Source organism: Bacillus sp. WC2507 (genome assembly GCF_052656125.1).
Genome location: NZ_JBQXPN010000001.1, coordinates 2,300,135 through 2,322,534 on the forward strand (window position 1 = coordinate 2,300,135; position 22,400 = coordinate 2,322,534).

26 protein-coding genes and 1 pseudogene are annotated in these 22,400 nt (G+C 34.5%); 16 read left to right on the plus strand and 11 right to left on the minus strand.

Annotated elements, in window-relative coordinates; genetic code table 11:
- Positions 1 to 225: 225 nt before the first annotated feature.
- Positions 226 to 1,263, plus strand: coding sequence for a DUF4003 domain-containing protein (locus ACUN28_RS12140; protein WP_016086941.1), 1,038 nt, complete (start codon positions 226 to 228; stop codon positions 1,261 to 1,263).
- Between the two features lie 134 nt (positions 1,264 to 1,397).
- Here ACUN28_RS12140 and ACUN28_RS12145 read toward each other — a convergent pair whose 3' ends face one another.
- Positions 1,398 to 2,162, minus strand: coding sequence for a DUF817 domain-containing protein (locus ACUN28_RS12145; RefSeq protein ID WP_016086942.1), 765 nt, complete (start codon positions 2,160 to 2,162; stop codon positions 1,398 to 1,400).
- A gap of 276 nt (positions 2,163 to 2,438) precedes the next feature.
- On the opposite strand from ACUN28_RS12145, the gene ACUN28_RS12150 reads away from it, so the two are divergent.
- The 5 genes and pseudogenes from ACUN28_RS12150 (at position 2,439) to ACUN28_RS12170 (ending at position 6,517) form a co-directional block, all read left to right on the plus strand.
- Positions 2,439 to 3,473 (plus strand): FecCD family ABC transporter permease, encoded by a 1,035-nt coding sequence (locus ACUN28_RS12150; RefSeq protein WP_016086943.1) that lies wholly within the window; start codon positions 2,439 to 2,441, stop codon positions 3,471 to 3,473.
- On the plus strand, positions 3,474 to 4,490 hold the full coding sequence (locus tag ACUN28_RS12155) for a FecCD family ABC transporter permease (protein WP_016086944.1): 1,017 nt from the start codon (positions 3,474 to 3,476) through the stop codon (positions 4,488 to 4,490).
- 21 nt (positions 4,491 to 4,511) lie between these two features.
- Positions 4,512 to 5,420 (plus strand): iron-hydroxamate ABC transporter substrate-binding protein, encoded by a 909-nt coding sequence (locus ACUN28_RS12160; RefSeq protein WP_016086945.1) that lies wholly within the window; start codon positions 4,512 to 4,514, stop codon positions 5,418 to 5,420.
- 216 nt (positions 5,421 to 5,636) lie between these two features.
- Positions 5,637 to 6,192: pseudogene (locus tag ACUN28_RS12165) on the plus strand (GNAT family N-acetyltransferase).
- 97 nt (positions 6,193 to 6,289) lie between these two features.
- Complete coding sequence (locus ACUN28_RS12170) at positions 6,290 to 6,517, plus strand: hypothetical protein (RefSeq protein ID WP_001047523.1); 228 nt, start codon at positions 6,290 to 6,292, stop codon at positions 6,515 to 6,517.
- Between the two features lie 72 nt (positions 6,518 to 6,589).
- On the opposite strand, the gene ACUN28_RS12175 is transcribed toward ACUN28_RS12170, so the two are convergent.
- The gene (locus ACUN28_RS12175) at positions 6,590 to 7,915 is read right to left on the minus strand and encodes an ArsB/NhaD family transporter (RefSeq protein WP_016086947.1); all 1,326 of its coding nucleotides are present in this window, start codon (positions 7,913 to 7,915) and stop codon (positions 6,590 to 6,592) included.
- Positions 7,916 to 8,166: 251 nt separating this feature from the next.
- Here ACUN28_RS12175 and ACUN28_RS12180 point away from each other — a divergent pair, with 251 nt between their 5' ends.
- Both ACUN28_RS12180 and bshB2 read left to right on the plus strand, forming a co-directional pair.
- Complete coding sequence (locus ACUN28_RS12180; RefSeq protein ID WP_000407039.1) at positions 8,167 to 8,517, plus strand: YojF family protein; 351 nt, start codon at positions 8,167 to 8,169, stop codon at positions 8,515 to 8,517.
- Positions 8,518 to 8,532: 15 nt separating this feature from the next.
- Positions 8,533 to 9,195 (plus strand): bacillithiol biosynthesis deacetylase BshB2, encoded by a 663-nt coding sequence (gene bshB2, locus ACUN28_RS12185; RefSeq protein ID WP_000439469.1) that lies wholly within the window; start codon positions 8,533 to 8,535, stop codon positions 9,193 to 9,195.
- 104 nt (positions 9,196 to 9,299) lie between these two features.
- On the opposite strand, the gene ACUN28_RS12190 is transcribed toward bshB2, so the two are convergent.
- On the minus strand, positions 9,300 to 9,728 hold the full coding sequence (locus ACUN28_RS12190) for a cytidine deaminase (RefSeq protein ID WP_016086948.1): 429 nt from the start codon (positions 9,726 to 9,728) through the stop codon (positions 9,300 to 9,302).
- 106 nt (positions 9,729 to 9,834) lie between these two features.
- A complete protein-coding gene (locus ACUN28_RS12195) occupies positions 9,835 to 10,386 on the minus strand; it encodes a DUF5823 family protein (RefSeq protein ID WP_016086949.1) in 552 nt (183 codons plus the stop codon).
- 365 nt (positions 10,387 to 10,751) lie between these two features.
- On the opposite strand from ACUN28_RS12195, the gene ACUN28_RS12200 reads away from it, so the two are divergent.
- Positions 10,752 to 11,951 (plus strand): multidrug effflux MFS transporter, encoded by a 1,200-nt coding sequence (locus ACUN28_RS12200; protein WP_016086950.1) that lies wholly within the window; start codon positions 10,752 to 10,754, stop codon positions 11,949 to 11,951.
- 578 nt (positions 11,952 to 12,529) lie between these two features.
- A complete protein-coding gene (locus tag ACUN28_RS12205) occupies positions 12,530 to 13,921 on the plus strand; it encodes an amino acid permease (protein ID WP_016086951.1) in 1,392 nt (463 codons plus the stop codon).
- Between the two features lie 47 nt (positions 13,922 to 13,968).
- Here ACUN28_RS12205 and ACUN28_RS12210 read toward each other — a convergent pair whose 3' ends face one another.
- On the minus strand, positions 13,969 to 14,988 hold the full coding sequence (locus ACUN28_RS12210) for a zinc-binding alcohol dehydrogenase family protein (RefSeq protein ID WP_016086952.1): 1,020 nt from the start codon (positions 14,986 to 14,988) through the stop codon (positions 13,969 to 13,971).
- A gap of 185 nt (positions 14,989 to 15,173) precedes the next feature.
- Between ACUN28_RS12210 and aiiA the strand changes: the two genes are divergently transcribed.
- Positions 15,174 to 15,926: a quorum-quenching N-acyl homoserine lactonase AiiA gene (gene aiiA / locus ACUN28_RS12215; protein WP_016086953.1), complete on the plus strand. Its 753-nt coding sequence runs from the start codon at positions 15,174 to 15,176 to the stop codon at positions 15,924 to 15,926.
- Positions 15,927 to 15,966: 40 nt separating this feature from the next.
- Here the strand turns inward: aiiA and ACUN28_RS12220 are convergent, their stop codons facing one another.
- From ACUN28_RS12220 to ACUN28_RS12230, 3 genes are all read right to left on the minus strand, one after another.
- Positions 15,967 to 16,461, minus strand: a complete 495-nt coding sequence (locus ACUN28_RS12220; RefSeq protein ID WP_116329303.1) for a hypothetical protein — start codon at positions 16,459 to 16,461, stop codon at positions 15,967 to 15,969.
- 89 nt (positions 16,462 to 16,550) lie between these two features.
- A complete protein-coding gene (locus tag ACUN28_RS12225; protein ID WP_016086955.1) occupies positions 16,551 to 17,015 on the minus strand; it encodes a DMT family transporter in 465 nt (154 codons plus the stop codon).
- A gap of 13 nt (positions 17,016 to 17,028) precedes the next feature.
- A complete protein-coding gene (locus tag ACUN28_RS12230; protein WP_223267296.1) occupies positions 17,029 to 17,475 on the minus strand; it encodes a DMT family transporter in 447 nt (148 codons plus the stop codon).
- A gap of 109 nt (positions 17,476 to 17,584) precedes the next feature.
- On the opposite strand from ACUN28_RS12230, the gene ACUN28_RS12235 reads away from it, so the two are divergent.
- The 3 genes from ACUN28_RS12235 to ACUN28_RS12245 all read left to right on the plus strand — a co-directional run bounded on the left by ACUN28_RS12235 (position 17,585) and on the right by ACUN28_RS12245 (position 19,282).
- Positions 17,585 to 18,277 carry a cyclic nucleotide-binding domain-containing protein gene (locus tag ACUN28_RS12235; protein WP_016086957.1) on the plus strand — a complete coding sequence of 231 codons (693 nt, stop codon included), beginning with the start codon at positions 17,585 to 17,587 and terminating at the stop codon, positions 18,275 to 18,277.
- 13 nt (positions 18,278 to 18,290) lie between these two features.
- Entirely contained in the window at positions 18,291 to 18,644 is a 354-nt protein-coding gene (locus ACUN28_RS12240; protein ID WP_016086958.1) for a glyoxalase superfamily protein, read from the plus strand.
- A 389-nt stretch (positions 18,645 to 19,033) separates the two neighbouring features.
- A complete protein-coding gene (locus tag ACUN28_RS12245) occupies positions 19,034 to 19,282 on the plus strand; it encodes a hypothetical protein (RefSeq protein WP_033660105.1) in 249 nt (82 codons plus the stop codon).
- A 36-nt stretch (positions 19,283 to 19,318) separates the two neighbouring features.
- On the opposite strand, the gene ACUN28_RS12250 is transcribed toward ACUN28_RS12245, so the two are convergent.
- Complete coding sequence (locus ACUN28_RS12250; protein WP_016086960.1) at positions 19,319 to 20,356, minus strand: serine hydrolase domain-containing protein; 1,038 nt, start codon at positions 20,354 to 20,356, stop codon at positions 19,319 to 19,321.
- Between the two features lie 111 nt (positions 20,357 to 20,467).
- The gene (locus tag ACUN28_RS12255) at positions 20,468 to 20,662 is read right to left on the minus strand and encodes a hypothetical protein (RefSeq protein ID WP_000819667.1); all 195 of its coding nucleotides are present in this window, start codon (positions 20,660 to 20,662) and stop codon (positions 20,468 to 20,470) included.
- A gap of 133 nt (positions 20,663 to 20,795) precedes the next feature.
- Here ACUN28_RS12255 and ACUN28_RS12260 point away from each other — a divergent pair, with 133 nt between their 5' ends.
- Positions 20,796 to 21,077: a hypothetical protein gene (locus tag ACUN28_RS12260; RefSeq protein WP_016086961.1), complete on the plus strand. Its 282-nt coding sequence runs from the start codon at positions 20,796 to 20,798 to the stop codon at positions 21,075 to 21,077.
- 29 nt (positions 21,078 to 21,106) lie between these two features.
- Here the strand turns inward: ACUN28_RS12260 and ACUN28_RS12265 are convergent, their stop codons facing one another.
- Entirely contained in the window at positions 21,107 to 21,397 is a 291-nt protein-coding gene (locus tag ACUN28_RS12265; RefSeq protein WP_016086962.1) for a DUF3784 domain-containing protein, read from the minus strand.
- A gap of 196 nt (positions 21,398 to 21,593) precedes the next feature.
- Here ACUN28_RS12265 and bla2 point away from each other — a divergent pair, with 196 nt between their 5' ends.
- On the plus strand, positions 21,594 to 22,364 hold the full coding sequence (bla2, locus tag ACUN28_RS12270; RefSeq protein WP_016086963.1) for a BcII family subclass B1 metallo-beta-lactamase: 771 nt from the start codon (positions 21,594 to 21,596) through the stop codon (positions 22,362 to 22,364).
- The last annotated feature ends 36 nt before the right edge of the window (positions 22,365 to 22,400 follow it).

Below are 22,400 nucleotides of genomic sequence, written 5' to 3' on the forward strand. Positions count from 1 at the left end.
TTCACAATACAGGTGTAATGTGAAATAATATATAAACAAAAAGGGTAGATAATTTATTATCTATCTTTTTTTGTTGTTGAACTTCTTGAAGGATTATGAACGCTTACCATCGTGATACTGATGAAGTAGGAATAGTTATTATTTTTTTTTTACATAATAGAAAAATATTGAAGATCATACAGAAATAAGGTTGCAAAATCCGTATGAAATAGGGTGTTCCTAAATATGGAATATACGTATAATAATAGAGAAGAACTAGAAATAGGGGTGAATACTATGATTACATTAGAACAAAAGTTGGAGCAATACACACATACATATACACAGTTAAAGGGAGAACTAAAATGGAAAACGAGTGATTCTCGAACAGGAATGATGATTGCTGCTATGTATGCAGGTAGTGATAAATTGCTTGATCTCGGACGTTTTTTAGAAATTAGTAGTTATATTAAGAATCAGGTAGGGATGTTTTCATACTTAAAGTCTTATCATCGCTTTGTGGTGGCCGCAACATTAGATATTCACTTTACAGATTACAAGGAAGCTTTTCGGAGGTTTTTAGATTTATATGAACAATTAGTCGCTGGTGGTTTTAGCCGAAGTATATTTACTTATCTCGCAGCAGCTGTGCTTTTAACAGAAGAAAATGAACAGCATGGCACGCACGTTCAGCGTTCGATGCAAGTATATAAACGCATGAAAGAGGATCATCTTTTTCTTACAGGTACTAACGATTATCCGCTCGCGGTTTTATTAGCAGGACAATCAGAGAATGTAGAAACACTTATGGACCGTGTAGAACGTCTGTATCAGAAACTAGCGAAAGCGGGTTTGCGTAAGGGGAATGATCTTCAATTTTTAAGTCACATTCTTTCACTAAAGAAGGATGTCCGTGAAGAAATGTTAGTTGCAACATGTACAAACATATGGAATTTGTTAAAACAAGAAAAGGTAAAAGTGAAACAGATGCATTATCCAGCTATCGGGCTACTAGCGTTACTTGAGGATGGAGAAAAAGAGATTCATTCTATTAAAGCATTTATTGAAAAATTGCAGGGAGAGAAATTGTTCCGTTGGCATACAGATACAAATATTCTTATTGCTATTCAGCTGTTCGTAAGTCAGAAAGGTGAGGAGAGTAAAGCTACCAACACAGGTTTACAAACTATGATAGAAGTCCTTATACAAGCACAACAAGCAGCTATGATGGCAACGATTGCCGCTTCATCTGCAGCAACATCTTCTGCTAGTAGTAGTTCATAATGTGCAACTGCTTATGCTGTTGTAAATTATGGTGAATTTATAACTCCTTTGATAAGGACGGTTTGAAAAATATTATTAAAAAAGCCCATCACTCTCTAATGATTGATGGGCTAACTGTTTTTACATAATCAGCATTATCTTTTTGATTCTTTCAAATGTTTGAGTTGCGTAACAATCATAATGCTAATAACAACGAGTAAAAACCATGAACTAATTTTGCTTAAGTGAACGAGATTCCATGCTTCCCGTTGATTTGGATATTGCCATGCTCCGAAAAATGTTGCGATGTTCTCTGCAATCCAAATAAAGAACCCGATAAGGAAAAAAGAGAGAACGAGTGGCATTTTATATGTAACGCCTCGTAATGAAAACTCCACAAATGTCCGAAAGAAAACGATGAATAGAAGTAAAGTTAATATCCATCTAAAGTCGTATGTAAAGTGGTGTGTGAAAAAATTGAAGTAAATCATTGCTCCTAGAGGTATTGCAAAAATAGCTTTCGGCCAATGATACATATGTAAATGCAATCTTCTCCACGCTTGGCATATGTAACTCGCGACACTTGCGTACATAAAGCCGCTGTAAAGTGGAACTCCAAAAATCTTTGAATACGCCTCTTCAGGATAACTCCATGAACCGAAATGTACTTTATATATTTCTAGTAAAAGGCCGATGAGGTGGAAGACGGTAATTACTTTTAATTCGTCTTTCGTCTCAAGTCCAGTTTTATACATAAACCACTGCATAAGAAGACATATGATGAGTATGAAATCGTAGCGGTATAACCCTGGGATAGAAATGATTTTTGAAAGGGCTAGTGTTAAGAAAATAACGACTGGGAATAAGCAAGATAATGTTTGCTCGTAAGTGAAGTGTAGTAGTTGTTTTATATATAACATTGTGTCACCTTCGATATTTTTATTTGAAAACTCAAAATAATGACTAAGTATACTACAATTTTAAAAATAAGCTAGTAGTCTATTTTGCGTGTATTTGTAAGTTTTGGAAGGGAATTGTAATAATTATTTTAATATTGTAGCAAAGTAAAAAAATAGTTTGCTATTTAAAAAGAGTGGAGATATAATATCCAAATGAAAATGATAATTATTATCAATAATAATTACAAATAAAAAATAATTATAAAAAACAACTGAATATAAAGGATGAAATGAAACATGTTACATAAGCCCGCTGTATATGCTAGCAATAATCGCTGGATACATATTAAGTTCATATGTTTCATGAGCTTAACAATTTTATGTTTAATTGGGTCTATATTTTTGGCCGTTGCATTTGGTGCAAAGGATATTCATTTGCAAACAGTATGGGCAGCGGTTTTTGATTATAATCCGAAATTAACGCAGCACCAAATTATTTATGAATTAAGGCTCCCAAGGGTAATAGGCGCAGCAGTTGTGGGAGCTGCTTTTGCGGTGGCTGGCGCTGTTATGCAAGGAGTAACACGAAATCCTTTAGCGGATGCAGGTGTGCTTGGCATAAATGCAGGTGCGATGTTTGTAGTAGCACTTAGTTTTGCCTTTTTCCCGCATATGCCGTATTCCTATTTGATGATTGTTTCCTTTATTGGAGCAGTCTTAAGTACAGTACTCATCTTTATTATCGGATCGGCAACATCAGGCGGATTAACACCGATGAGGTTAACGATTGCTGGAGCAGTTATGGCAGCGCTTTTGCATTCGTTAAGTTCAGGTGTTGCAATTTATTATGATTTAAGCCAAGATTTAGCGTTTTGGTACGCTGGTGGTGTTGCAGGAGTTAAGTGGGAACACTTGAAATTTTTAGTTCCTATTATTCTCATAACGATTGTTTTTGCGACAGTGTTAGGGCGATCTATTTCACTCATATCAATGGGGGATGATGTTGCTACGAATTTAGGAGTAAAAACGAACCGAACGAGAATACTAGGGATGATTATAGTAGTCATTCTTGCTGGTGTATCTGTTTCAGCTGTTGGCTCTATTGGGTTTGTAGGACTAGTTATCCCGCATATTGCTAGAAAATTAGTTGGTGTGAATTATCGACTCATTATTCCTATGTCAGCATTTTTAGGAGCTATGTTATTAGTTTTAGCTGACTTAGGGGCAAGAACAGTAAACCCTCCTAAAGAACTTGCGATAGGAATTATGGTAGCTCTTGTTGGAGTTCCGTTCTTCCTCTATATAGCACGTAAAGTTGGGAGGGGGCTATAAGTGAAGGATCTTTTGAACACAGATAAAAAGAGAGCCATTACTGTAACTACAATTTTTGGTTGTATGAGTATCGCTGTCATTTTAATTAGTTTAAATACAGGGACACTGAGCATAGCGCCACTTAAAGTAATTCAAACACTTTTCGGTTATGGTGATTTTGAGAGTGCAACCGTGCTATATGATTATCGTATGCCAAGAATTATAATTACAATGTTAGCCGGTATTGGCCTTGGGATTTCCGGTGCGATTTTGCAAGGGTTATCACGTAATGCACTTGCAGACCCTGGTATTTTAGGATTACATGCAGGTGCATCTTTCGGGCTAATTATATTCGTTACTTTCTTTCATTCTATTAATGAGAATGCATCAATTTTAATACCGTTATTTACATTTGGCGGGGGAGTACTAGCTGCATTTTTAATTATTATACTTGCGAGTGACCGGTCAAAAGGTTTACTTCCTATTAGACTTATTCTCGTTGGTATTGCTGTTTCAGCTGGATTTAGTGCGATTTCGTTATTTTTCTCTCTCAAGTTAAATGATGAGACGTATACATTCGCTTCTAGATGGTTAGTTGGTAATGTGTGGGGAAGGGATTGGATTCATGTCCTTGCATTATTACCTTGGATTTTCATACTAACTCCATATGCATGGCTAAAATCTAAAACGTTAAATGCATTGTCACTAGGTGATAGTGTGGCAGCAGGACTTGGTGTTTCAGTTCAAAAGGAACGGTTATTACTTTTAGCTACAGCGGTTGGATTATCTTGTGCAAGTGTATCGATGGCAGGAGGGATTGGTTTTATCGGTTTAGTTGCTCCGCATATTGCAAGAAAGTTAGTAGGTACTACCTATCAGCATTTCCTTCCGCTAGCTGGCATTATTGGAATGATTATTTTAGTACTCGCAGATACGATAGGTCGCTCTATATTTGAGCCAAACTCTATTCCAGCTGGTGTAGTAGTGGCGGCTTTAGGAGCACCGTATTTTCTTTATTTACTTACAAAAACAAAATAAATACTTCAAAGAGGAGAACATATGAAAAAGAAACTTACTATTTTATTTAGCATGATGTGTATTTTAGTATTAGCAGCATGTGGTCAAACGAAATCCAATGAAGAGGCAACGAAAAAAACGGAAAAAAGTAATGATCCAAAAATCGCTTCTATGTCTATTCACTTAACGAATAATTTACTTGCATTAGGAATTACACCAGTAGGTTCTGTTATTGGTGGAGATTTAAAAGATTTCTTACCACACGCAAAAGAGCAGTTGAAAGATACGAAGAAACTTGGTGTTGTAACAGATCCAAACATGGAAGCGTTACTTCAATTAAAGCCAACTGACATTTATGTTGATGAAAAATACGCGGGCAAAGATTTAGCGAAATACGAAAAAATTGCAAAAACACATTCTTTCAACTTAGATGAAGGTACGTGGAGAGATCAGTTAAAACAAGTTGGTAAACTTGTAAACCGTGAGAAAGAAGCGGATACATATATTCAAGATTACGAAGAGCAATCAAAACGAGTAAAAAGTTTAATAGATAAAGAGTTAGGTAATAACGAAAAAGTAATGGCAATTCGCGTTACTGCAAAAGAATTACGAGTATTTAGTACGAAAAGACCGATGGGACCAATTTTATTCCAAGACTTAGGATTACAACCTGCAAATGGTGTAGAGAAAATTGATGGAAACCGTCCTTTCGAAGTCATTTCACAAGAAGTATTACCTGACTTTGATGCAGATGCTATTTTCGTTGTTGTAAATAGAGACGATAAGGCAAAAGCGGCATTTAAACAACTTCAAGAAACACCAATCTGGAAAGACTTAAAAGCAGTTAAAGGCAAGCACGTATACATTATCAATGACCAACCATGGCTTGACTATTCTGCTTTAGGTAACAAAATGGCAATGGACGAAGCGGAGAAAATGTTTACGAAATAATATAGTTTTGCTATTAAGAAAGGCCCTCTAAATTTTGGGGCCTTTTTGTTATTGTTAGAATAAATAAAAAATTATACAATGAATTTAATTGAATTCAAAGGAGATGTGCCAATGTCAGCGCTTATTGTAAGTATCCCGTTTATAAAGCAGTTTATGGAACAAGGGGATAAATAGGCTAAAATAAGTATCCCCGTTATTAAAAAGGGGGAGTTTGAAATGATGATGAATCTTTTTCAAAATAAAACGATTAAATTATCAGCTATTAGAGAAGCTGATGCTGAAGTAATGGCAATGTGGCAAGAAAATAGTGAGTATTTAAGAAATGTCGATACAGATGTAGCGTTTCTGCAATCGTTACAAGAAATAGCAAGTGATGGACTATTAAAGGGACGGAGATCGAATAGTGTATCTTTCATGTTGAGGACAGTTCAAGATGATCGTTTAATTGGTTTTGTTGCAATTCATGGCATAGAGTGGAATAACAGAACAGGGTTATTAGCAATTGGTATAGGAGATGCAAATGATAGAGGTAAGGGATATGGAAGAGAAGCAATCCATCTTATTTTAAAGTATGCTTTTTATGAATTGAATTTGCACCGCGTCGGTCTGGATGTTATTTCTTATAACAAAGCTGCTATTGAGTTGTATAAAAAGATGGGTTTTCAAATGGAAGGCTGTATGAGAGAAGCAGTGCAAAGAAAGAGATGGGAAGTGTTTTGATCGTATCATTATGGGGATATTGCGGAATGAATGGATAGAGCTGCAGGATTAGAGAATACATTCGATATTATATATAGTATGCAGGAGATGCAATGATAATTGGCGAAAATTTACAGTGTACTGATTGAATTTATAAGGAGTTATGCAAAATGAATTTAGAAAAAAGTAAACCAGTAAATGAAGAGGTCGCTGAATTAAAGGAACTAATTAAAGAATTACACGGAAGTGTACATCAACTTCAAAGTGAAGTGCAGCAACTAAGGCACGAAAGACCGGTTGTTGAAGTGAGGAAAGGTGTTCAATTATCGCCAGCAATCGTTGGACAAATTGGTGGTATGATATTAGGTGGATTAGCAATTATCGGTATATTTTGGTGATGGAAAAAAGGTTTGCAGCATAGTGCTGCAAACCTTTTTTATTTGACGATATAATTTCATGCAATACAATTTCTACATTAAATAACGTAAATATATGTAAGCATGTGATAATAATAGCGCAATGATTGTTAACGGTAAACCAATTTTTAAGAAGTCCATATAGGAGAAAGCATGTCCTTCACGTTTTGCAATACCAGCAACGACTACGTTTGCTGATGCTCCGATTAATGTTCCGTTTCCTCCTAAGCAAGCTCCAAGAGATAACGCCCACCATAGTACTTCGATTTGCGGAGAATCGACAGATAGTCCGAGTCCTGTAGCTAAGTCTTGAATAAGAGGGATCATCGTTGCGACAAATGGGATGTTGTCGATTGTCGCAGATGCGATGCCAGATACCCATAAAATAAGTATAGCTGCGAATCCGATGTCACCGTTTGTTACGTCGATTACTTCTTTTGCAAGTGAAGAGATAAGTCCGATATCTATTAACCCACCAACGAGAACGAATAGTCCGGCGAAGAAGAAAATGGTTACCCATTCAACGTGGGCAAATACATCTTCAATATCATGTTCTTTCACGCCGATTAACATAAGAAGTGTAGCGCCTGTCATCGCGATAACCGCAGCGTCTACATGAATAATCGAATGAAGTACAAAGCCTAAAATAGTTAGTCCTAAAATCGAAATGGATTTTAAAAGGAGGCTTTGATCTTTAATATAATCTTTTTCATTTAATGCCATTAATTTTTTGATTTGCTCAGGTGTTGTTTTTAGTTTGTTACGATACAGGAAGTAAATAATGCCAAGTGTCACGATAGAGATAATGATTACGATTGGAGCTAAGTTTAGTAAAAAGGCATTAAAATCTAAATGCTTATTTGCTGATCCAATCATAATGTTAGGTGGATCACCGATTAATGTTGCTGTTCCGCCTATATTTGAAAATAGTACTTCTGAAATTAAATAAGGAACAGGGTTTACTTTTAAAATACGTGTAATAGATAGTGTAACAGGTACGATTAATAATACGGTTGTTACGTTGTCCAAAAATGCTGAACCGACAGCAGTTAATAGGGATAGCAATAATAAAATGCGGATTGGTTTTCCGCCAGCTGCTTTTGCCGCTTTAATGGCCACAAATTCAAAGACGCCTGATTGACTCGTAATATGTACGAGAATCATCATCCCAATTAAAAGGGTGATCGTTTCCCATTGAATATGTGATGTGAAAGCGGTATGTAAATCTACAATTCCAAAAATAATCATAATAGCAGCACCGAATAGTGCAATTACAGCACGATTCAATTTCTCAGAAATAATAAATCCGTACGTGACTAAAAATACGGCAATTGCAAAATAATATTGCCAATTTGCTACTTCATGTGCTGATTGTTCCAATCATGTCACCTTCTTTAAAGTATGTATTCAATTGTAAACATGCATCCTTCTGCATAATTTATATTGTAGCAAATTCAAAAAAGAAAGAAAACTATTTAACAAAGTGAAGGAAAAAATGTGTTTTTTACATATGATATAAAAAAATAAAGAAACACAGTGCAAATTATTAGGAAAAGTGAGAGTTGTCCTCTAATATAGAGATAGCAATTTACATTATTTTTGCGTAAAATGGTTTAAAGAGGTGAATTCCGATGGAAATAGTAAAAGATAGTTCTCTTATTCAAAATGAAATTGAACGTTTTGTAAATAAAGATGTATATATTCATTTAGAAACGACGAACGGAGCGTATGCGTCACACTTTAATGAAAAGATGATGACAGTTGGAGCATTCATTCGAAATGCAATTATTCGCTTTGAACGCGGGAAGATTACTGGAACAAACCCATACCGAGTTGGTCTAAAGATGGATCATGGCTGGGTATATGCAGAAGGTATTACGCACTGGGAAGTAGACGATAAAGAGCGTTTATTACTAGCAGGGCACGATAATCAAGGTCGCTTAGCGGTAGCGCTTGAGTTAAGCTTAACGCCATTTAAGTAAGAAGGAGGGAAACTTATGGAGAGACATGTACTTGTTGTATTTCCGCATCCAGATGATGAAGCATTTGCTGCAGGAGGAACAATTCGCTTATTAACAGATCAAGGAGTACCTGTAACGTATGCGTGTGGTACTTTAGGACAAATGGGACGTAACATGGGGAAAAATGTATTCGCTAATCGTGAAACGATTCCAAATATTCGTGAAAAAGAATTAAAAGATGCATGTGAAGCGATGGGAATTCAAGATTTAAGAATGCTTGGTTTCCATGATAAAACGTTAGAATTTGAAGATGTTGATTTCGTTGCAGATAAAATTGAAGCAATCATTCAAGAAGTAAATCCATCTCGAATTATTACATTTTATCCAGAGCACGGCGTACATCCAGATCATGATGCATTTGGCCGCGCTGTAGTTCGCGCTGTATCACGTATGTCAAAAGAAGAACGTCCAGTTATTCATGCGGTTGCGATTACGAAAAATCGCGAAGCTGTACTAGGTGAGCCGGATGTTGTAAATAATATTAGTGAAGTATTTGAACATAAATTAGCTGCACTAGGTGCGCACCGTTCGCAAACAGAAGCGATGCTAGAAGAAACGCATGCAAAAATCAAAAACAAAGATGCTGCAACATTAAAATGGTTGCAACTTGAACAATTCTGGACTTATAAATGGGAGTAGGCTAGAAGGATATCTTCTAGTAGCTCTTACATAGAAAAAAGCACCGTCATTTGTGACGGTGCTTTTTTCTTTATTCTCCTGCTATTTGCAAGCAGCCTTCACTTTTATCTCGTACTCCATTCTTTTGCAAATTCATCATGATATGCTTCGCTCCAATGGTATGGCTGCAATTCTTTTAATGGTTTGAAAATAATATCTTGTTTCGAATTTGTAATGGCGCATAGTACTTCTGGTCCCCAATAAAATAAACGTTCTTGGCATACACCACAAGGTGATAATACTTTTAATTCTGAATGCTCATTTTCCCTTGCAAGACAAATCGAATGTGTAACTTTCTTATGAAATTTATGTGCTTCTAAAATAGCACCTGTTTCCATACAAAGTTCTGTTGAAGCGTTTATTACATCAGGGGCCACACTTGTATAAATGGATCCATCTTCTACACGAATTGCTGCAGCTCCGCCCCAATTATGCGGATATCTTTGGTCAATTAAATTTTTCACTGCATCATATAATTGTTGTTCAACGCTCAAGTGTATTTCCTCATTTCTACGTAATTTTTGATTTAATGACTGTTATTTTTTTAGTAATACCGTTAAAAAAGAATAGACACTCAATTTCAAACTATAAATGCAAGAATTACTTTTCATCTGCATACTTTTCCTCTAAGGCAATTAATAGAGGAATTGATATAGTTACAAGAATGATTAAAGTGGTTATAAAGGATTTAGAAAGAGAAAAAGAACCTTCGATTAAAGGTGATAAAAACTTGAATGAAAGTATACTTGTTATTAAGGAAACTACTAAAAAGCTAAAAAGAGACACATTTTTATTTTTGATAGATGTTTCTATAAAATCTTTAAGACAGCTTATGACGACAAATATAGTTAATATAATAAGAGAAATAAAATAATGTGTTACATTTGTCATACTAATAGTAGGATCGTCTATTATGTAAGCAAGTAACTTAGATACTAACATACCTCCAAATAATAAAATAATAAAAGCAAGTAATCCTTCCGATGTATAAGTGCTGAAATTATCTTTCTTGTTAAAGAGTTTATAATTCAGAGTAGATTGGCTTATTTGAATTAGGAATAGGATAAGAATCCACACATAATATACAATTGGTAATTCTCCTGAGAATAGCGCAATCAGGAAATTTATTACTGTCCTTAAAATTTCAATCACTATAAAAGTCCTCCTGTTTGTAAGCTTTGCGATATTAAAAATATGCTAGTCTATCATTTAATAATTAGATCTATCAATTCGAACTATTCCTAATTATTCCATAAAAAGGTGTTGGCATCAAGTTACCCTTCTAACAAAATCTCCAAGACTCAACACTAGAAAAAGAAACGCAATATGTAATATAATTGAAAAAGTATATTTTAAAATCAATGTTAATATTACCCTCCTATAAGTATTAACATACGTAATTGAGGTGTTTTCTTTGTTGTTTTATGATCGAATTTCTATAATGGCCCCTCCTGTTCCGTAGCTAAGGAAAGTCTTTTTATTTCTGAGATTTTCAAAGTTATAGGAGGGTATGAAAAATGAAAAAAGTCTCAGTACCATCACTTTTGTTAATGATCATTCTTGTAGCATTTCCGCAAATTAGTGAAACGATTTACACACCGTCTTTACCTGATATTTCAAAGGCGTTACATGTAAGTAATAATGAGGTACAGTTAACACTTAGTGTGTATTTTGCTGGATTTGCTTTAGGTGTATTTTTTATTGGATGGTTATCCGATATAATCGGTCGTCGCCCGGCAATGTTATTTGGAATTGTAATATATGGTGTAGGAAGTTTCTTATGCTTTATTGCAAATTCCATTGAAGTTTTATTGCTAAGTCGTTTTATTCAAGCGTTTGGAGCAAGTGCTGGCTCAGTTGTGACGCAAACGATTCTTCGTGAAAGTGTAGAAGGGCATAAGAGGCATGTGATGTTTGCTCAAATCTCGGCAGTCATTGCTTTTACACCAGCGATAGGACCATTAATTGGTGGCTTTCTTGATCAAATGTTTGGATTTAAAATCGTATTTTTAAGTTTAGTAGTTATGAGTATCGGAATTTTTCTGTATACGTTTGTTTCTCTTCCGGAAACAAAAACGGACTCAGTAACGAATAAAATAAATGTGTTTTCTGTTTTAAAACGATTGATTACAAATCCGAAAGTAGTAACATATGGTCTATTAATTGGAGGAGCGAATGGTGTTTTATTTAGCTACTATGCAGAAGCGCCGTTTATCTTTATTGAATACTTTCAGTTATCGCCTAGTATGTATGGATTTTTAGGAATTGTTGTTGCTTCCGCTTCTATTATTGGGGCGAAAGTTTCAAAGCGGTTACTTGCCACATATAAACCAGAGAAAATTATATATATTGGTTGTCTTGTAATGACAGGGGGAGCAGCCGCTTTATCTATTATTACTTCAGTTGGATCAAATCCAAACATAATATATATGACTGGATTTTTATTGGCGATGTTTATATTGCTATTAGGAATTGGGATAGCGTTACCGAATTGTCTTAGCTTAGCGTTAGTAGATTTTCAAGATGTCATTGGCACAGCCGGAGCTTTGTTTAGCTTAGGGTACTATGTAATTGTAACGATGACAATTTTGGGAATGAGTCAACTTCATACGGGCTCGTTACTCGTGATGCCACTTTATTTTCTGGTTATTGTAGTTATCATGATGGTGTTTACTAAGGTATTTATTTTAGGGAAACAAACTTCAAATACGATTTAAATATGAAATGGTAAAAGGGTCTCGTTAAAAATGAGACTCTTTTATATTTTATCCCGCTGTTTTGAGGCAGGAAGATTACTGCCTCAAAATTGGGCTGGACTAAAGAAGTTAGTAGTTTATTAATATATTAAATTTCTGGTTGGTATATGAATCGGACGTGTGGGAAATTAAGTTATCAACTATAAAGGTTGAAGTACATGAGATGTGAAACCGAGGAAGAAATACTCTCCTCGGTTATTTATACTGTAATAATATTCATACCGGAATCATATTGAATAGATGTATTTTATTGTTAATTTAGTTAAAAATTAATCAGACTTATGTATAATAATTTATTGAAAAAATAATTGAACTTTTCAGATAAATGAATTAATATAAGGTAAGTAATTTTAAGATTTATAGAATATTGGAAGATGAAAGGTTTTGAGAATTTTGTAAGAGGCAAAAAACGATTTTAGGATAGCTTTAAAGCTAGTGTAAAATGACGTTTGCTTCATCATTTTCAGGGCCGAAAGGAATTAGGGGAAAGCATCTTGTTTTAAAATGCGGCTATGAATCATCTAAGAGGGGGAAATGAAGTGGCAAACAAGGAATTGAAAAGGGGCTTAGAAGCACGTCATATTCAAATGATTGCTTTAGGTGGAACGATTGGTGTTGGTTTGTTTATGGGGTCGGCCAGCACGATTAAATGGACAGGTCCGTCAGTCATGCTTGCTTATGCAATTGCAGGTATTTTTATCTTCTTCATCATGCGTGCGATGGGTGAAATGTTGTATATGGAGCCGAGTACAGGTTCATTTGCGACGTTCGGTCATAAGTATATTCATCCGTTAGCTGGTTATATGACAGCGTGGAGTAACTGGTTCCAGTGGGTTATCGTTGGGATGTCAGAAATTATTGCGGTTGGAGCATATATGCAATATTGGTTCCCGGACTTACCAGCTTGGATACCAGGTGTAATCGCAATGGTTATTCTTGGCGCAGCTAATTTAATTTCTGTTAAGTCATTTGGTGAATTTGAATTTTGGTTTGCGATGATTAAAATCGTTACAATTCTATTAATGATTATTGCGGGATTTGGACTTATTTTCTTTGGAATTGGTAACGGCGGAGAAGCGATTGGTATATCTAACCTTTGGTCAAATGGCGGTTTCTTTACAGGTGGTTTTTCAGGATTCTTCTTTGCTTTATCACTTGTAGTTGGTGCATACCAAGGTGTGGAATTAATCGGTATTACTGCTGGTGAAGCGAAAAATCCGAAGAAGACACTTACAAGAGCAATTCAAAGTACAATTTGGCGTATTTTAATTTTCTATATTGGTGCTATTTTCGTTATTGTAACTGTGTATCCGTGGGATCAATTAAGTACAATTGGTAGTCCGTTCGTAGCAACTTTTGCGAAGGTTGGTATTACGGCAGCAGCTGGACTGATTAACTTCGTTGTTATTACAGCAGCAATGTCGGGTTGTAATAGTGGTATTTATAGTGCGGGCCGTATGCTTTATACGTTAGGTGTAAATGGACAAGCACCGAAGTATTTCACGAAACTTTCTGGAAATGGTGTGCCTTTATTCGGTACAGTTGGTGTAATTATCGGTTTAGCGGTCGGTGTTGTATTAAGTTATATCGCACCGAAAAACTTATTCGTATATGTATATAGTGCGAGCGTACTTCCTGGTATGGTACCATGGTTCGTCATTTTAATTAGTCAAATTAATTTTAGAAAAGCAAAAGGGGCAGAGATGAAAGATCATCCGTTCAAAATGCCATTTGCTCCTGTTACAAACTATTTAACAATTGCCTTTTTAATTATGGTATTAATTGGAATGTGGTTTAATGATGATACTCGTATTTCACTAGTTGTAGGTATTGTGTTCTTAGCTATTGTAACAATTAGTTTCTATGCTTTCGGAATAGGGAAACGAGCTCCGTTAGACGTTCAAAAGGATCAAGAGATTTCAAGTAAATAAAGGTGAAAAAAGTCCGATTTCCAAATAAGAAATCGGACTTTTTGTTATTAAAATTTCTCTAAAACGATTTTCCCAATTGTACGCCCACTTTCAAGTAGTGCGTGTGCTTTCTTTACGTTTTCAGCGTTAATTGGTGTTAATGTTTCATTTAGAGTAGTCTTTAAAATGCCTTCATCTAATAGTTCGCTTACTTTATTTAATAGTTCGTGCTGCGTAATCATATCACCAGTTTCATACATCGCTTTTGTAAACATAAATTCCCAAACGAATGTAGCACTTTTACTTTTTAAAATACCCATCTCAAGAGGGTGTTCATTTTCTACGATAGAGCAAATTTTTCCTTGTGGTTTAATGAGGTCGCATATTGCTTGCCAATGTTGATCTGTATTGTTTAAGCAAAAAATATAATCTACATCTTTTAGCCCGAACTCTAATATTTGCTCTTGTAAAGGTTGGTGATGGTTAATGATATAATCGGCACCGAATTTTTCAACCCAGTGTATCGTTTCATTGCGGGATGCAGTTGTGATAACATTCAGTCCAGCCCATTTTGCTAATTGAATTGCAATCGAGCCAACACCGCCAGCTCCGCCGATAATTAAAATATTTTTAAATGTATTCTTATCTTTCTTATTATAATCAATGCCCAAGCGTTCGAATAAACCTTCCCAAGCTGTAATAGCTGTTAACGGAAGTGCTGCAGATTCAGCATCACTTAACGTTTTTGGTTTTTTACCAACGATTCTTTCATCAACTAGGTGGTATTCACTATATGTACCTTGTCTCGTAATACTTCCAGCGTAAAATACTTCGTCGCCTTCTTTAAATAACGTACAACCTTCGCCTGTTTGCACGACAACACCACTAGCATCCCAGCCAAGTATTTTCGCTACATCTTCTTTTTTATCTTTCGGAGAGCGAACTTTTGTATCAACTGGATTAACGGAAATAGCGTTAATTTTAACAAGTATATCTCTTCCTGTCGCAACAGGTCTTTCCACTTCAATATCAATTAAACTGTTTTCTTCTTCAATAGGTAAGTATTCATGTAAACCAATTGCTTTCATTTCTATTCCCTCCATTAAAGTAAGAGTCATTTACTCTTTTATTATAGATGGTGAAATACCATTATGTAAAAAAGTACACTCTTTTTTTTATGCTGGTATGAAAGTGTGGAAGGAGTTTATTTCTAAAAAGCAGAATGTTTAAATGTGTTACCTTATTTCAAATTAAATGTAAAGGTGGATACATAATGACAGTAAAGAAGCTTTATTTCCTTACAGCTGGTCGGTGTATGTTAGATCATTCTTCAGTTAATAGTACGCTCACACCAGGAAATTTATTGAACTTACCTGTATGGTGTTATCTTTTGGAGACAGAAGAGGGGCCTATTTTAGTAGATACAGGTATGCCAGAAAGTGCAGTTAATAATGAAGGTCTTTTTAACGGTACATTTGTCGAAGGGCAGGTTTTACCGAAAATGACTGAAGAAGATAGAATCGTGAATATTTTAAAACGGGTTGGTTATGAGCCGGAAGACCTTCTTTATATTATTAGTTCTCACTTGCATTTTGATCATGCAGGAGGAAATGGCGCTTTTATAAATACACCAATCATTGTACAGCGTGCTGAATATGAGGCGGCGCAGCATAGCAAAGAATATTTGAAAGAATGTATATTGCCGAATTTAAACTACAAAATCATTGAAGGCGATTATGAAGTCGTATCAGGAGTTCAATTATTGCATACACCAGGCCATACTCCAGGGCATCAATCGCTATTAATTGAGACAGAAAAATCCGGTCCTGTATTATTAACGATTGATGCATCTTATACGAAAGAGAATTTTGAAGAGGAAGTGCCGTTTGCTGGATTTGATCCAGAATTAGCTTTATCTTCAATTAAACGTTTAAAAGAAATTGTGATAAAAGAGAAGCCGATTGTTTTCTTTGGGCATGATATAGAGCAGGAAAAGGGATGTAAAGTGTTCCCGGAATATATATAGTGCAAAAAGTCATGGGCGAATGAGCTCATGACTTTTTCGTTTAAATAATTTTTTTGAATAAGTTATAAACTTTTTTTGAACTATCTTCATTTAATTGATAGTACGTAAGGTTTACATCATCGGGAGTATCTTGCTGAGCAATCATCACTTCACTACTGTGATGATCAACTACCCATATGAAATATTTTTTATAAGTTCCATCCTCGAAAGTAATCCACATATCACAATCTATTAAATCTGATCCTTCTTCATCTAATGTTAATTTGCCTTTTTTTGCGGTATCCATACTGTTAATAAACGTTTTTAATTCATCTGTTTTTGTGAGAAAGATATCCTTTTTTGTTTTAATTGACTCGACATGTATATCTTTTATTTCCTGTTTTCCTAAAAAGACAGGGGGCTCATTTTGGCCTCTTTGAGTTGAAATGATAGTAGCTTTCTTCTTTGGTTTACTTGCTGTATAGAAATCTTGAATAGATTTCCCAGAGCTGAAAAACCATGCGATTCCAAAAATAATCAATGCACTACCTAGCAGTAAAATGATTTTTTTAATAGAATATTCTCCTCTCTATCACTTCATATGAAGAGCTTTTCTATTAATATATGATAGGGAAGCGTAAAGTATTATAGTTGAACTTGGTTATTCTGCACAGTTTTAACAGGGCGATCTACGAGTAAATTGTAAGTGAGTCCGATTAGTACGAAAATGCCACCGACAACCTTTCCCATAGAGAGTTCGTGTGACAAGATGAAATCAATGATAGTCCCCGCAAATAATTGTCCAATAAAGATGAGTAACGTTAAATAAAATGCTGATATTTTAGGCGTAATATAGTTCGATAACGAGATGACGATAACGCCTACTAATCCGCCTAAGTAAACAGCGATAGGAATAGATTGTAATGTATGCATTGGAATATACAATGAATCTGAACTGAAAAGTAAAAATAACATAGAGAAAAATAATCCAGTAATATAATTAAAAAACGTGCCTTCCCAATTTCCAATCTTTGCTGCTAAATTTGCGTTAATAATTCTAGCAACAACGATAGAAACACCAGCTAAAATAGCGATAGTAATATATAACATTTTTTTGCCCCCATTAATAAATTGTCATGATTATAATTCCAGAAGAGATGAAACATAATCCAATTAGTTTTTTCTTTTCAAACTTTGAAACTTTCATTCCTAATAAGCCAAAATGATCAATAACGATGGAAGCAATAGATTGACCGAATAAACTTAATGCGATTGTAATAGAGGCACCAAGGACGGAGAAACTTATATTATTAAAAAGAACAGTGAATACCCCAATCGCTCCAGCGCTATATAAAAAAAGTGGAATACTTTTATCGAAATGAATTTTATTTTTGTTTATGATTAAAACGAAAATAACTGCAATTAAACCGACAAGATGAATGACAACGCTTGCTGTATACTTGCCAATTAATTCAGATAAAATCCCATTCAATGGCAGCATAACGGCGATGAGCACACCAATAAAGACAGAAAGAAAGTTATACAATGTAATATCCCCTTTAATTTTTATATTTGTAATGACTGTATCACGCTGAAATTGTGTATTACTATGACATATGTCATAGTGGAAGAAGAAAATTTTGATTACAATGGGGAGTAGTTGTAAAGGCGGGGGAACTATGAAGAAAGTATGTAATTCAATTAAATTAGTAAATTATATGAAACAAAATAATATTGATTCATTTTTTAGTAATGATATGAAACCGTATATGGAACTCATATTTTTTAAAAAGAATGAGTTTATTTGTAGAGAAAATGAAGAGATAGATTATTTATTTTTCTTCGTTGAAGGAAAAGCGAAAGCGTTTAATACATTAAGTAACGGGAAATCTGTATTACTATGCTTTTATGATAGTTTGCAGTTACTAGGAGATGTGGAGTTAATTCATTCTCAAAAGACTGCTTCAAACGTACAAGTAATGGCAGATTCATATTGTGTTGGTTTACCTTTAGGAAAAGTGCGAAATCAGCTATTTCATGATGCGAAATTTTTACGATGTATTTGCGGATCGTTAGCACATAAATTAAACCGACTTTCAAAAAATAGTACAATTAATTTACTATACCCACTTGAAAATAGACTTGCGAGTTACATGTTAGCAGCAGGGGAACGAGCGGTGCAGCATGGAAATAGAATTGTATTTAGTGGTAACTTAACAGAGACAGCTGAATTATTAGGAACGAGTTATCGACATCTATTACGTACATTAAATATTTTTTGTGATAAAGAGATTATAAAGAAAAACAATGGTTGCTTTGAAGTAGTGAACGTGGATGTTTTGAGGGAATTGGCGACAGATGTTTATAAATAGGAGAGGATTATAAATGATTACACCTATATTTAGAATTTTTGATATTGAAAAAGCAAAGCTATTTTACATAGATTTTTTAGGATTTAAACTGGATTGGGAACATCGGTATGAGGAGCATATGCCATTATATATGCAAATTTCGTTACAGGATTCTGTAATACATTTATCAGAACATCATGGGGATGCTTCGCCAGGCGGTGCGATTCGTGTGAAAATAGAGGATTTAAAAAGTTATTATGCTATTTTATCAAATAAAGATTATGCTTATTCAAAACCTGATATAGAGAGCACACCGTGGGATACAATGGAATTAACTGTGATTGATCCATTTTCAAATAGAATTATATTTTATGAGGAAAAGGTTTAGTATTAGCATTACTAAACCTCTATTAGATTGAACTGGTGAGTGAATGGCTTGGCGAATAAAATAATGAACTACTCTTAGAGATATGGAGCAAAAAAATAGATCAGTAGCAGCAACTACTGATCATCCATATGTACATGAATTAGGAGAGGTCAAACATTTATTAACTTTATTATAATAGATTTTCATGAGAATAAAAACTGAAAATTCTAATTTTATGTTGAGAAAGTTTTTTGTATCGAAATATATAAAAGAATAGGGATTTTTAGTAAAAGGAAATATGATATTTATATTTTAATAAATTATGATATAGTTGATAAAGAATAGATTACCTAAAATGTAATTTTATTACATAGTGATTGCATTTTGGATTAAGGAAGGGGGAAATGATTGTGAAGTTTGATGATCAACGCCTACTAGGAGCCCGATTAGGATCGGTACTTGTAACAGAGGAAAATCAATATTTAGTAATTAAGAAAAAAGATCATTATGCACTATTAAATATACATAATTTAGAATGCACACATGTTGAAGTGCAGCTAGAACATATTGAAGAATTGTTGCGGGAAGATTTCCAAGAAAGTATAACGGAGATTATTGCGCCGGAACATATAAAAATTGTTGCGAAAAATGTTATATAGAGAAAGAAGCTGGGAGGAACAGCTTCTTTATTTTCATTATAAGGATAATGTTTTTAAAATGTCACCAATAATCCCTTCCATTTGATGAACACCTAAGTCAGCATTCGTCATAATAACAGCACCATTACCTCGGTATGGATAGCATACCATCATACACTGAAACCCCACGCCCCAGCCAAGTGAATACATTTGTAAGTCTTCGTTAGAATCATCTAGAAAAACACCTAGTCCAGTCCATTTTGAGCAACCTTGAGGAGAAATCATATCTTGTACTGTTATTTGAGAAAGTTTTAGTTTGCCCTTTCCTTGTAAGGAATGAATGATTTCAATTACTAAAGTTGATAAGTCAGTGGGTGTTGTCCAAATGCCTGAAGCAGCTGCGAATGGATAAAATGGATACTTCTCATTTGTAATGGTGCCATCTTTATTATGCCCGCAAGCAAAGAGCTCCATTTTATTTATATCTTCAGGAGAGAATACCGTACTATTCTTTAGTTGGAGTGGCTGAAAGATATATTCTTCAAGTAAAAGGGTGAATGGTTTTCCAGTTATATCTTCAAGTAGTAGTTCAATAATACAAAAGTTTGCATCAGAGTAGTGAAATTCGCTTTCTGGTTTATAAGCTATTTCTATCGGTACTGGACAATATGATGTTTTACCGGCAAGGAGTTCAGACATGTTTGGTTGCCCTTGTGCAAGTAGATAATGTTCAAAGCTATTAGGAGGATCAATGATTCCAGATTGGTGACATAACAAGTTTCGCAATGTGACCTTTTTTTGTGAAGTAAATAGATTGGTAGGGATGTTCCAAGATGTGAGTCTATCATTTACGTCTTCATCTAAATGTACGATTTCTTGATCTGATAATGTTAGTACAAGAATTGCGGTGATGAATTTGCTAATAGAACAAGAATTGAATATGGAATCTGTAGTAACAGTTCTATTAGTTCCAGATTCAAGTGTTCCGCAGGCAGTTGCTTCATCTAGTTTACCATCACGTATAACGGCAAGGCTTAAACCTGCAACGGAATATTGGTTCATTTTCTCGTATATAGTGTTACTTTTTAAGTTCATAGTGACTCCTTTCTTATGAAAGACAGAATATTAGTTCTATTATACAGTAGTTAATAGAGAGAATGAGAGAAAAAGAAAAAACTTCATCTTTTATCGATGAAGTTCTTTTAGTTAATTCGAAGTGAATGCTTTAAAAAATTTATCTCGGTACATGTACATAAGCCATGAGGTTGTTAGTAAAGAGATAATGATTTCTTTGTTTTGAATTGGCGCATTGAAAACAAGCCAGCCAACGATATCAAATAATAAATGTAGTGCCATTGAAAGAACTACAAATTGTAGTAGCGTATTTAAAAATCTTTTCATGAAGTGCCCCCCTAAAATAAAAGGTTTTATCAACAGTGTTGTATATTACTATTATACATTAAATGTGTCCTGTGGTAAAATTTACATAAGTTAGTGAAATAAAACCAATGAAAGCTAATGAGGAGGAATAGTCATGGAATTTTGGGTGATCATACCGATAGCAGTCTTTGGATTTATTTATATTGCTGAAAAATTAAATAGAATCGAAAAGAAAAATGATGCCCGTTTAAAGAGGATGGAAGATAGATTACAGCTAATTTCGAAAGAAATGGGAATTGTAGATAGAGAACCTGAAATTAATAAAGAGTTGCGTCAGCTTACGGAAGAAGGTAAAACAGTTACAGCAGTTAAGAGAGTAAGAGAAGCTTTTGGTTTTTCCTTACTAGAGGCGAAGCAATATGTCGATAAATTATAAAAAAGATCATCCGATTGGGTGATCTTTTTTCACTGTACCATGCGTGTATTTACATAAGCAGCGATTATAACGTGGCCAATTATAATGATAGGAAATACGATTTTTACATTAGGAGTAAGGAAGACGCTACCAATTGTAGCAATAACACCAGCAATTAAATTATAAAGACCAACTATTTTTGATAACTTTACTTTATTTGGTACACGGCGTTCATTGAATCCTGATAAGAGCCAAGTGTATTGTTTAACTCCGATGAAATAGGCTAGTGCAAATGAAATGATTGCTAGTATGAATAATGATGGAGAAGCGAAGAGAGCCATTGAAAACACCTCCGTTAAAGGACTGTAAATAAATTATAGTATGAATATTAACGTTTAACAAAATTAAAGCGTACAAAATTTTGTGCGCTTTTTATTAATGGTATGAAAAATATGGAAGAAAAGATGGAACAAACATTTGAAATGAATTGTCTATTATAGGTAATAACTATTTCGTTTGAAAGAAAGGGTGGAGAAAATGAAAAATACATTATTAAAATTAGGGGTATGTGTTAGTTTACTAGGAACAACTCAATTTGTTAGTGCAATTTCTTCTGTGAAAGCGGAACAAAAGCTAGAGCAAAACGTAATAAAAAATGAGACAGGAACCATTTCAATTTCTCAGTTAAACAAAAATGTATGGGTTCATACGGAGTTAGGTTATTTTAACGGGGAAGCAGTTCCTTCGAACGGTCTAGTTCTTACTACTTCTAAAGGGTTAGTACTTGTCGATTCTTCTTGGGATGATAAGTTAACGAAGGAATTAATAGAGATGGTAGAAAAGAAATTTAAGAAGCGCGTAACGGATGTTATTATTACACATGCGCACGCTGATCGAATTGGCGGAATAAAAACGTTGAAAGAAAGAGGCATTAAAGCGCATAGTACAGCATTGACTGCGGAACTAGCAAAGAAAAATGGATATGAAGAACCACTTGGAGATTTACAAACTATTACGAATTTGAAGTTTGGAAATATGAAAGTAGAAACGTTCTATCCAGGGAAAGGACATACAGAAGATAATATTGTCGTATGGTTACCACAATATAAAATTTTAGCTGGAGGCTGTATAGTGAAATCTGCGGAAGCTAAAGATTTAGGAAACGTCGCTGATGCCTATGTAAATGAATGGTCTACATCGATTGAGAATGTGCTGCAGCGATATAGAAATATAAATTCGGTAGTACCTGGTCATGGAGAAGTAGGAGACAGAGGATTACTTTTACATACAGTGGATTTGTTGAAATAAGAAACTTTTGGAATATAAAAGCGAGGAGAAACAATT

Excerpts from the sequence above, each read along its gene's own strand:
- ACUN28_RS12140 (WP_016086941.1), top strand. The coding sequence starts at position 226 with ATGGAATATACGTATAATAATAGAGAAGAACTAGAAATAGGGGTGAAT.
- ACUN28_RS12145 (WP_016086942.1), bottom strand. The coding sequence starts at position 2,162 with ATGTTATATATAAAACAACTACTACACTTCACTTACGAGCAAACATTA.
- ACUN28_RS12150 (WP_016086943.1), top strand. The coding sequence starts at position 2,439 with ATGTTACATAAGCCCGCTGTATATGCTAGCAATAATCGCTGGATACAT.
- ACUN28_RS12160 (WP_016086945.1), top strand. The coding sequence starts at position 4,512 with ATGAAAAAGAAACTTACTATTTTATTTAGCATGATGTGTATTTTAGTA.
- ACUN28_RS12170 (WP_001047523.1), top strand. The coding sequence starts at position 6,290 with ATGAATTTAGAAAAAAGTAAACCAGTAAATGAAGAGGTCGCTGAATTA.
- ACUN28_RS12180 (WP_000407039.1), top strand. The coding sequence starts at position 8,167 with ATGGAAATAGTAAAAGATAGTTCTCTTATTCAAAATGAAATTGAACGT.
- bshB2 (WP_000439469.1), top strand. The coding sequence starts at position 8,533 with ATGGAGAGACATGTACTTGTTGTATTTCCGCATCCAGATGATGAAGCA.
- ACUN28_RS12200 (WP_016086950.1), top strand. The coding sequence starts at position 10,752 with ATGAAAAAAGTCTCAGTACCATCACTTTTGTTAATGATCATTCTTGTA.
- ACUN28_RS12210 (WP_016086952.1), bottom strand. The coding sequence starts at position 14,988 with ATGAAAGCAATTGGTTTACATGAATACTTACCTATTGAAGAAGAAAAC.
- aiiA (WP_016086953.1), top strand. The coding sequence starts at position 15,174 with ATGACAGTAAAGAAGCTTTATTTCCTTACAGCTGGTCGGTGTATGTTA.
- ACUN28_RS12225 (WP_016086955.1), bottom strand. The coding sequence starts at position 17,015 with ATGTTATATATTACTATCGCTATTTTAGCTGGTGTTTCTATCGTTGTT.
- ACUN28_RS12235 (WP_016086957.1), top strand. The coding sequence starts at position 17,585 with ATGAAGAAAGTATGTAATTCAATTAAATTAGTAAATTATATGAAACAA.
- ACUN28_RS12240 (WP_016086958.1), top strand. The coding sequence starts at position 18,291 with ATGATTACACCTATATTTAGAATTTTTGATATTGAAAAAGCAAAGCTA.
- ACUN28_RS12250 (WP_016086960.1), bottom strand. The coding sequence starts at position 20,356 with ATGAACTTAAAAAGTAACACTATATACGAGAAAATGAACCAATATTCC.
- ACUN28_RS12255 (WP_000819667.1), bottom strand. The coding sequence starts at position 20,662 with ATGAAAAGATTTTTAAATACGCTACTACAATTTGTAGTTCTTTCAATG.
- ACUN28_RS12260 (WP_016086961.1), top strand. The coding sequence starts at position 20,796 with ATGGAATTTTGGGTGATCATACCGATAGCAGTCTTTGGATTTATTTAT.
- ACUN28_RS12265 (WP_016086962.1), bottom strand. The coding sequence starts at position 21,397 with ATGGCTCTCTTCGCTTCTCCATCATTATTCATACTAGCAATCATTTCA.
- bla2 (WP_016086963.1), top strand. The coding sequence starts at position 21,594 with ATGAAAAATACATTATTAAAATTAGGGGTATGTGTTAGTTTACTAGGA.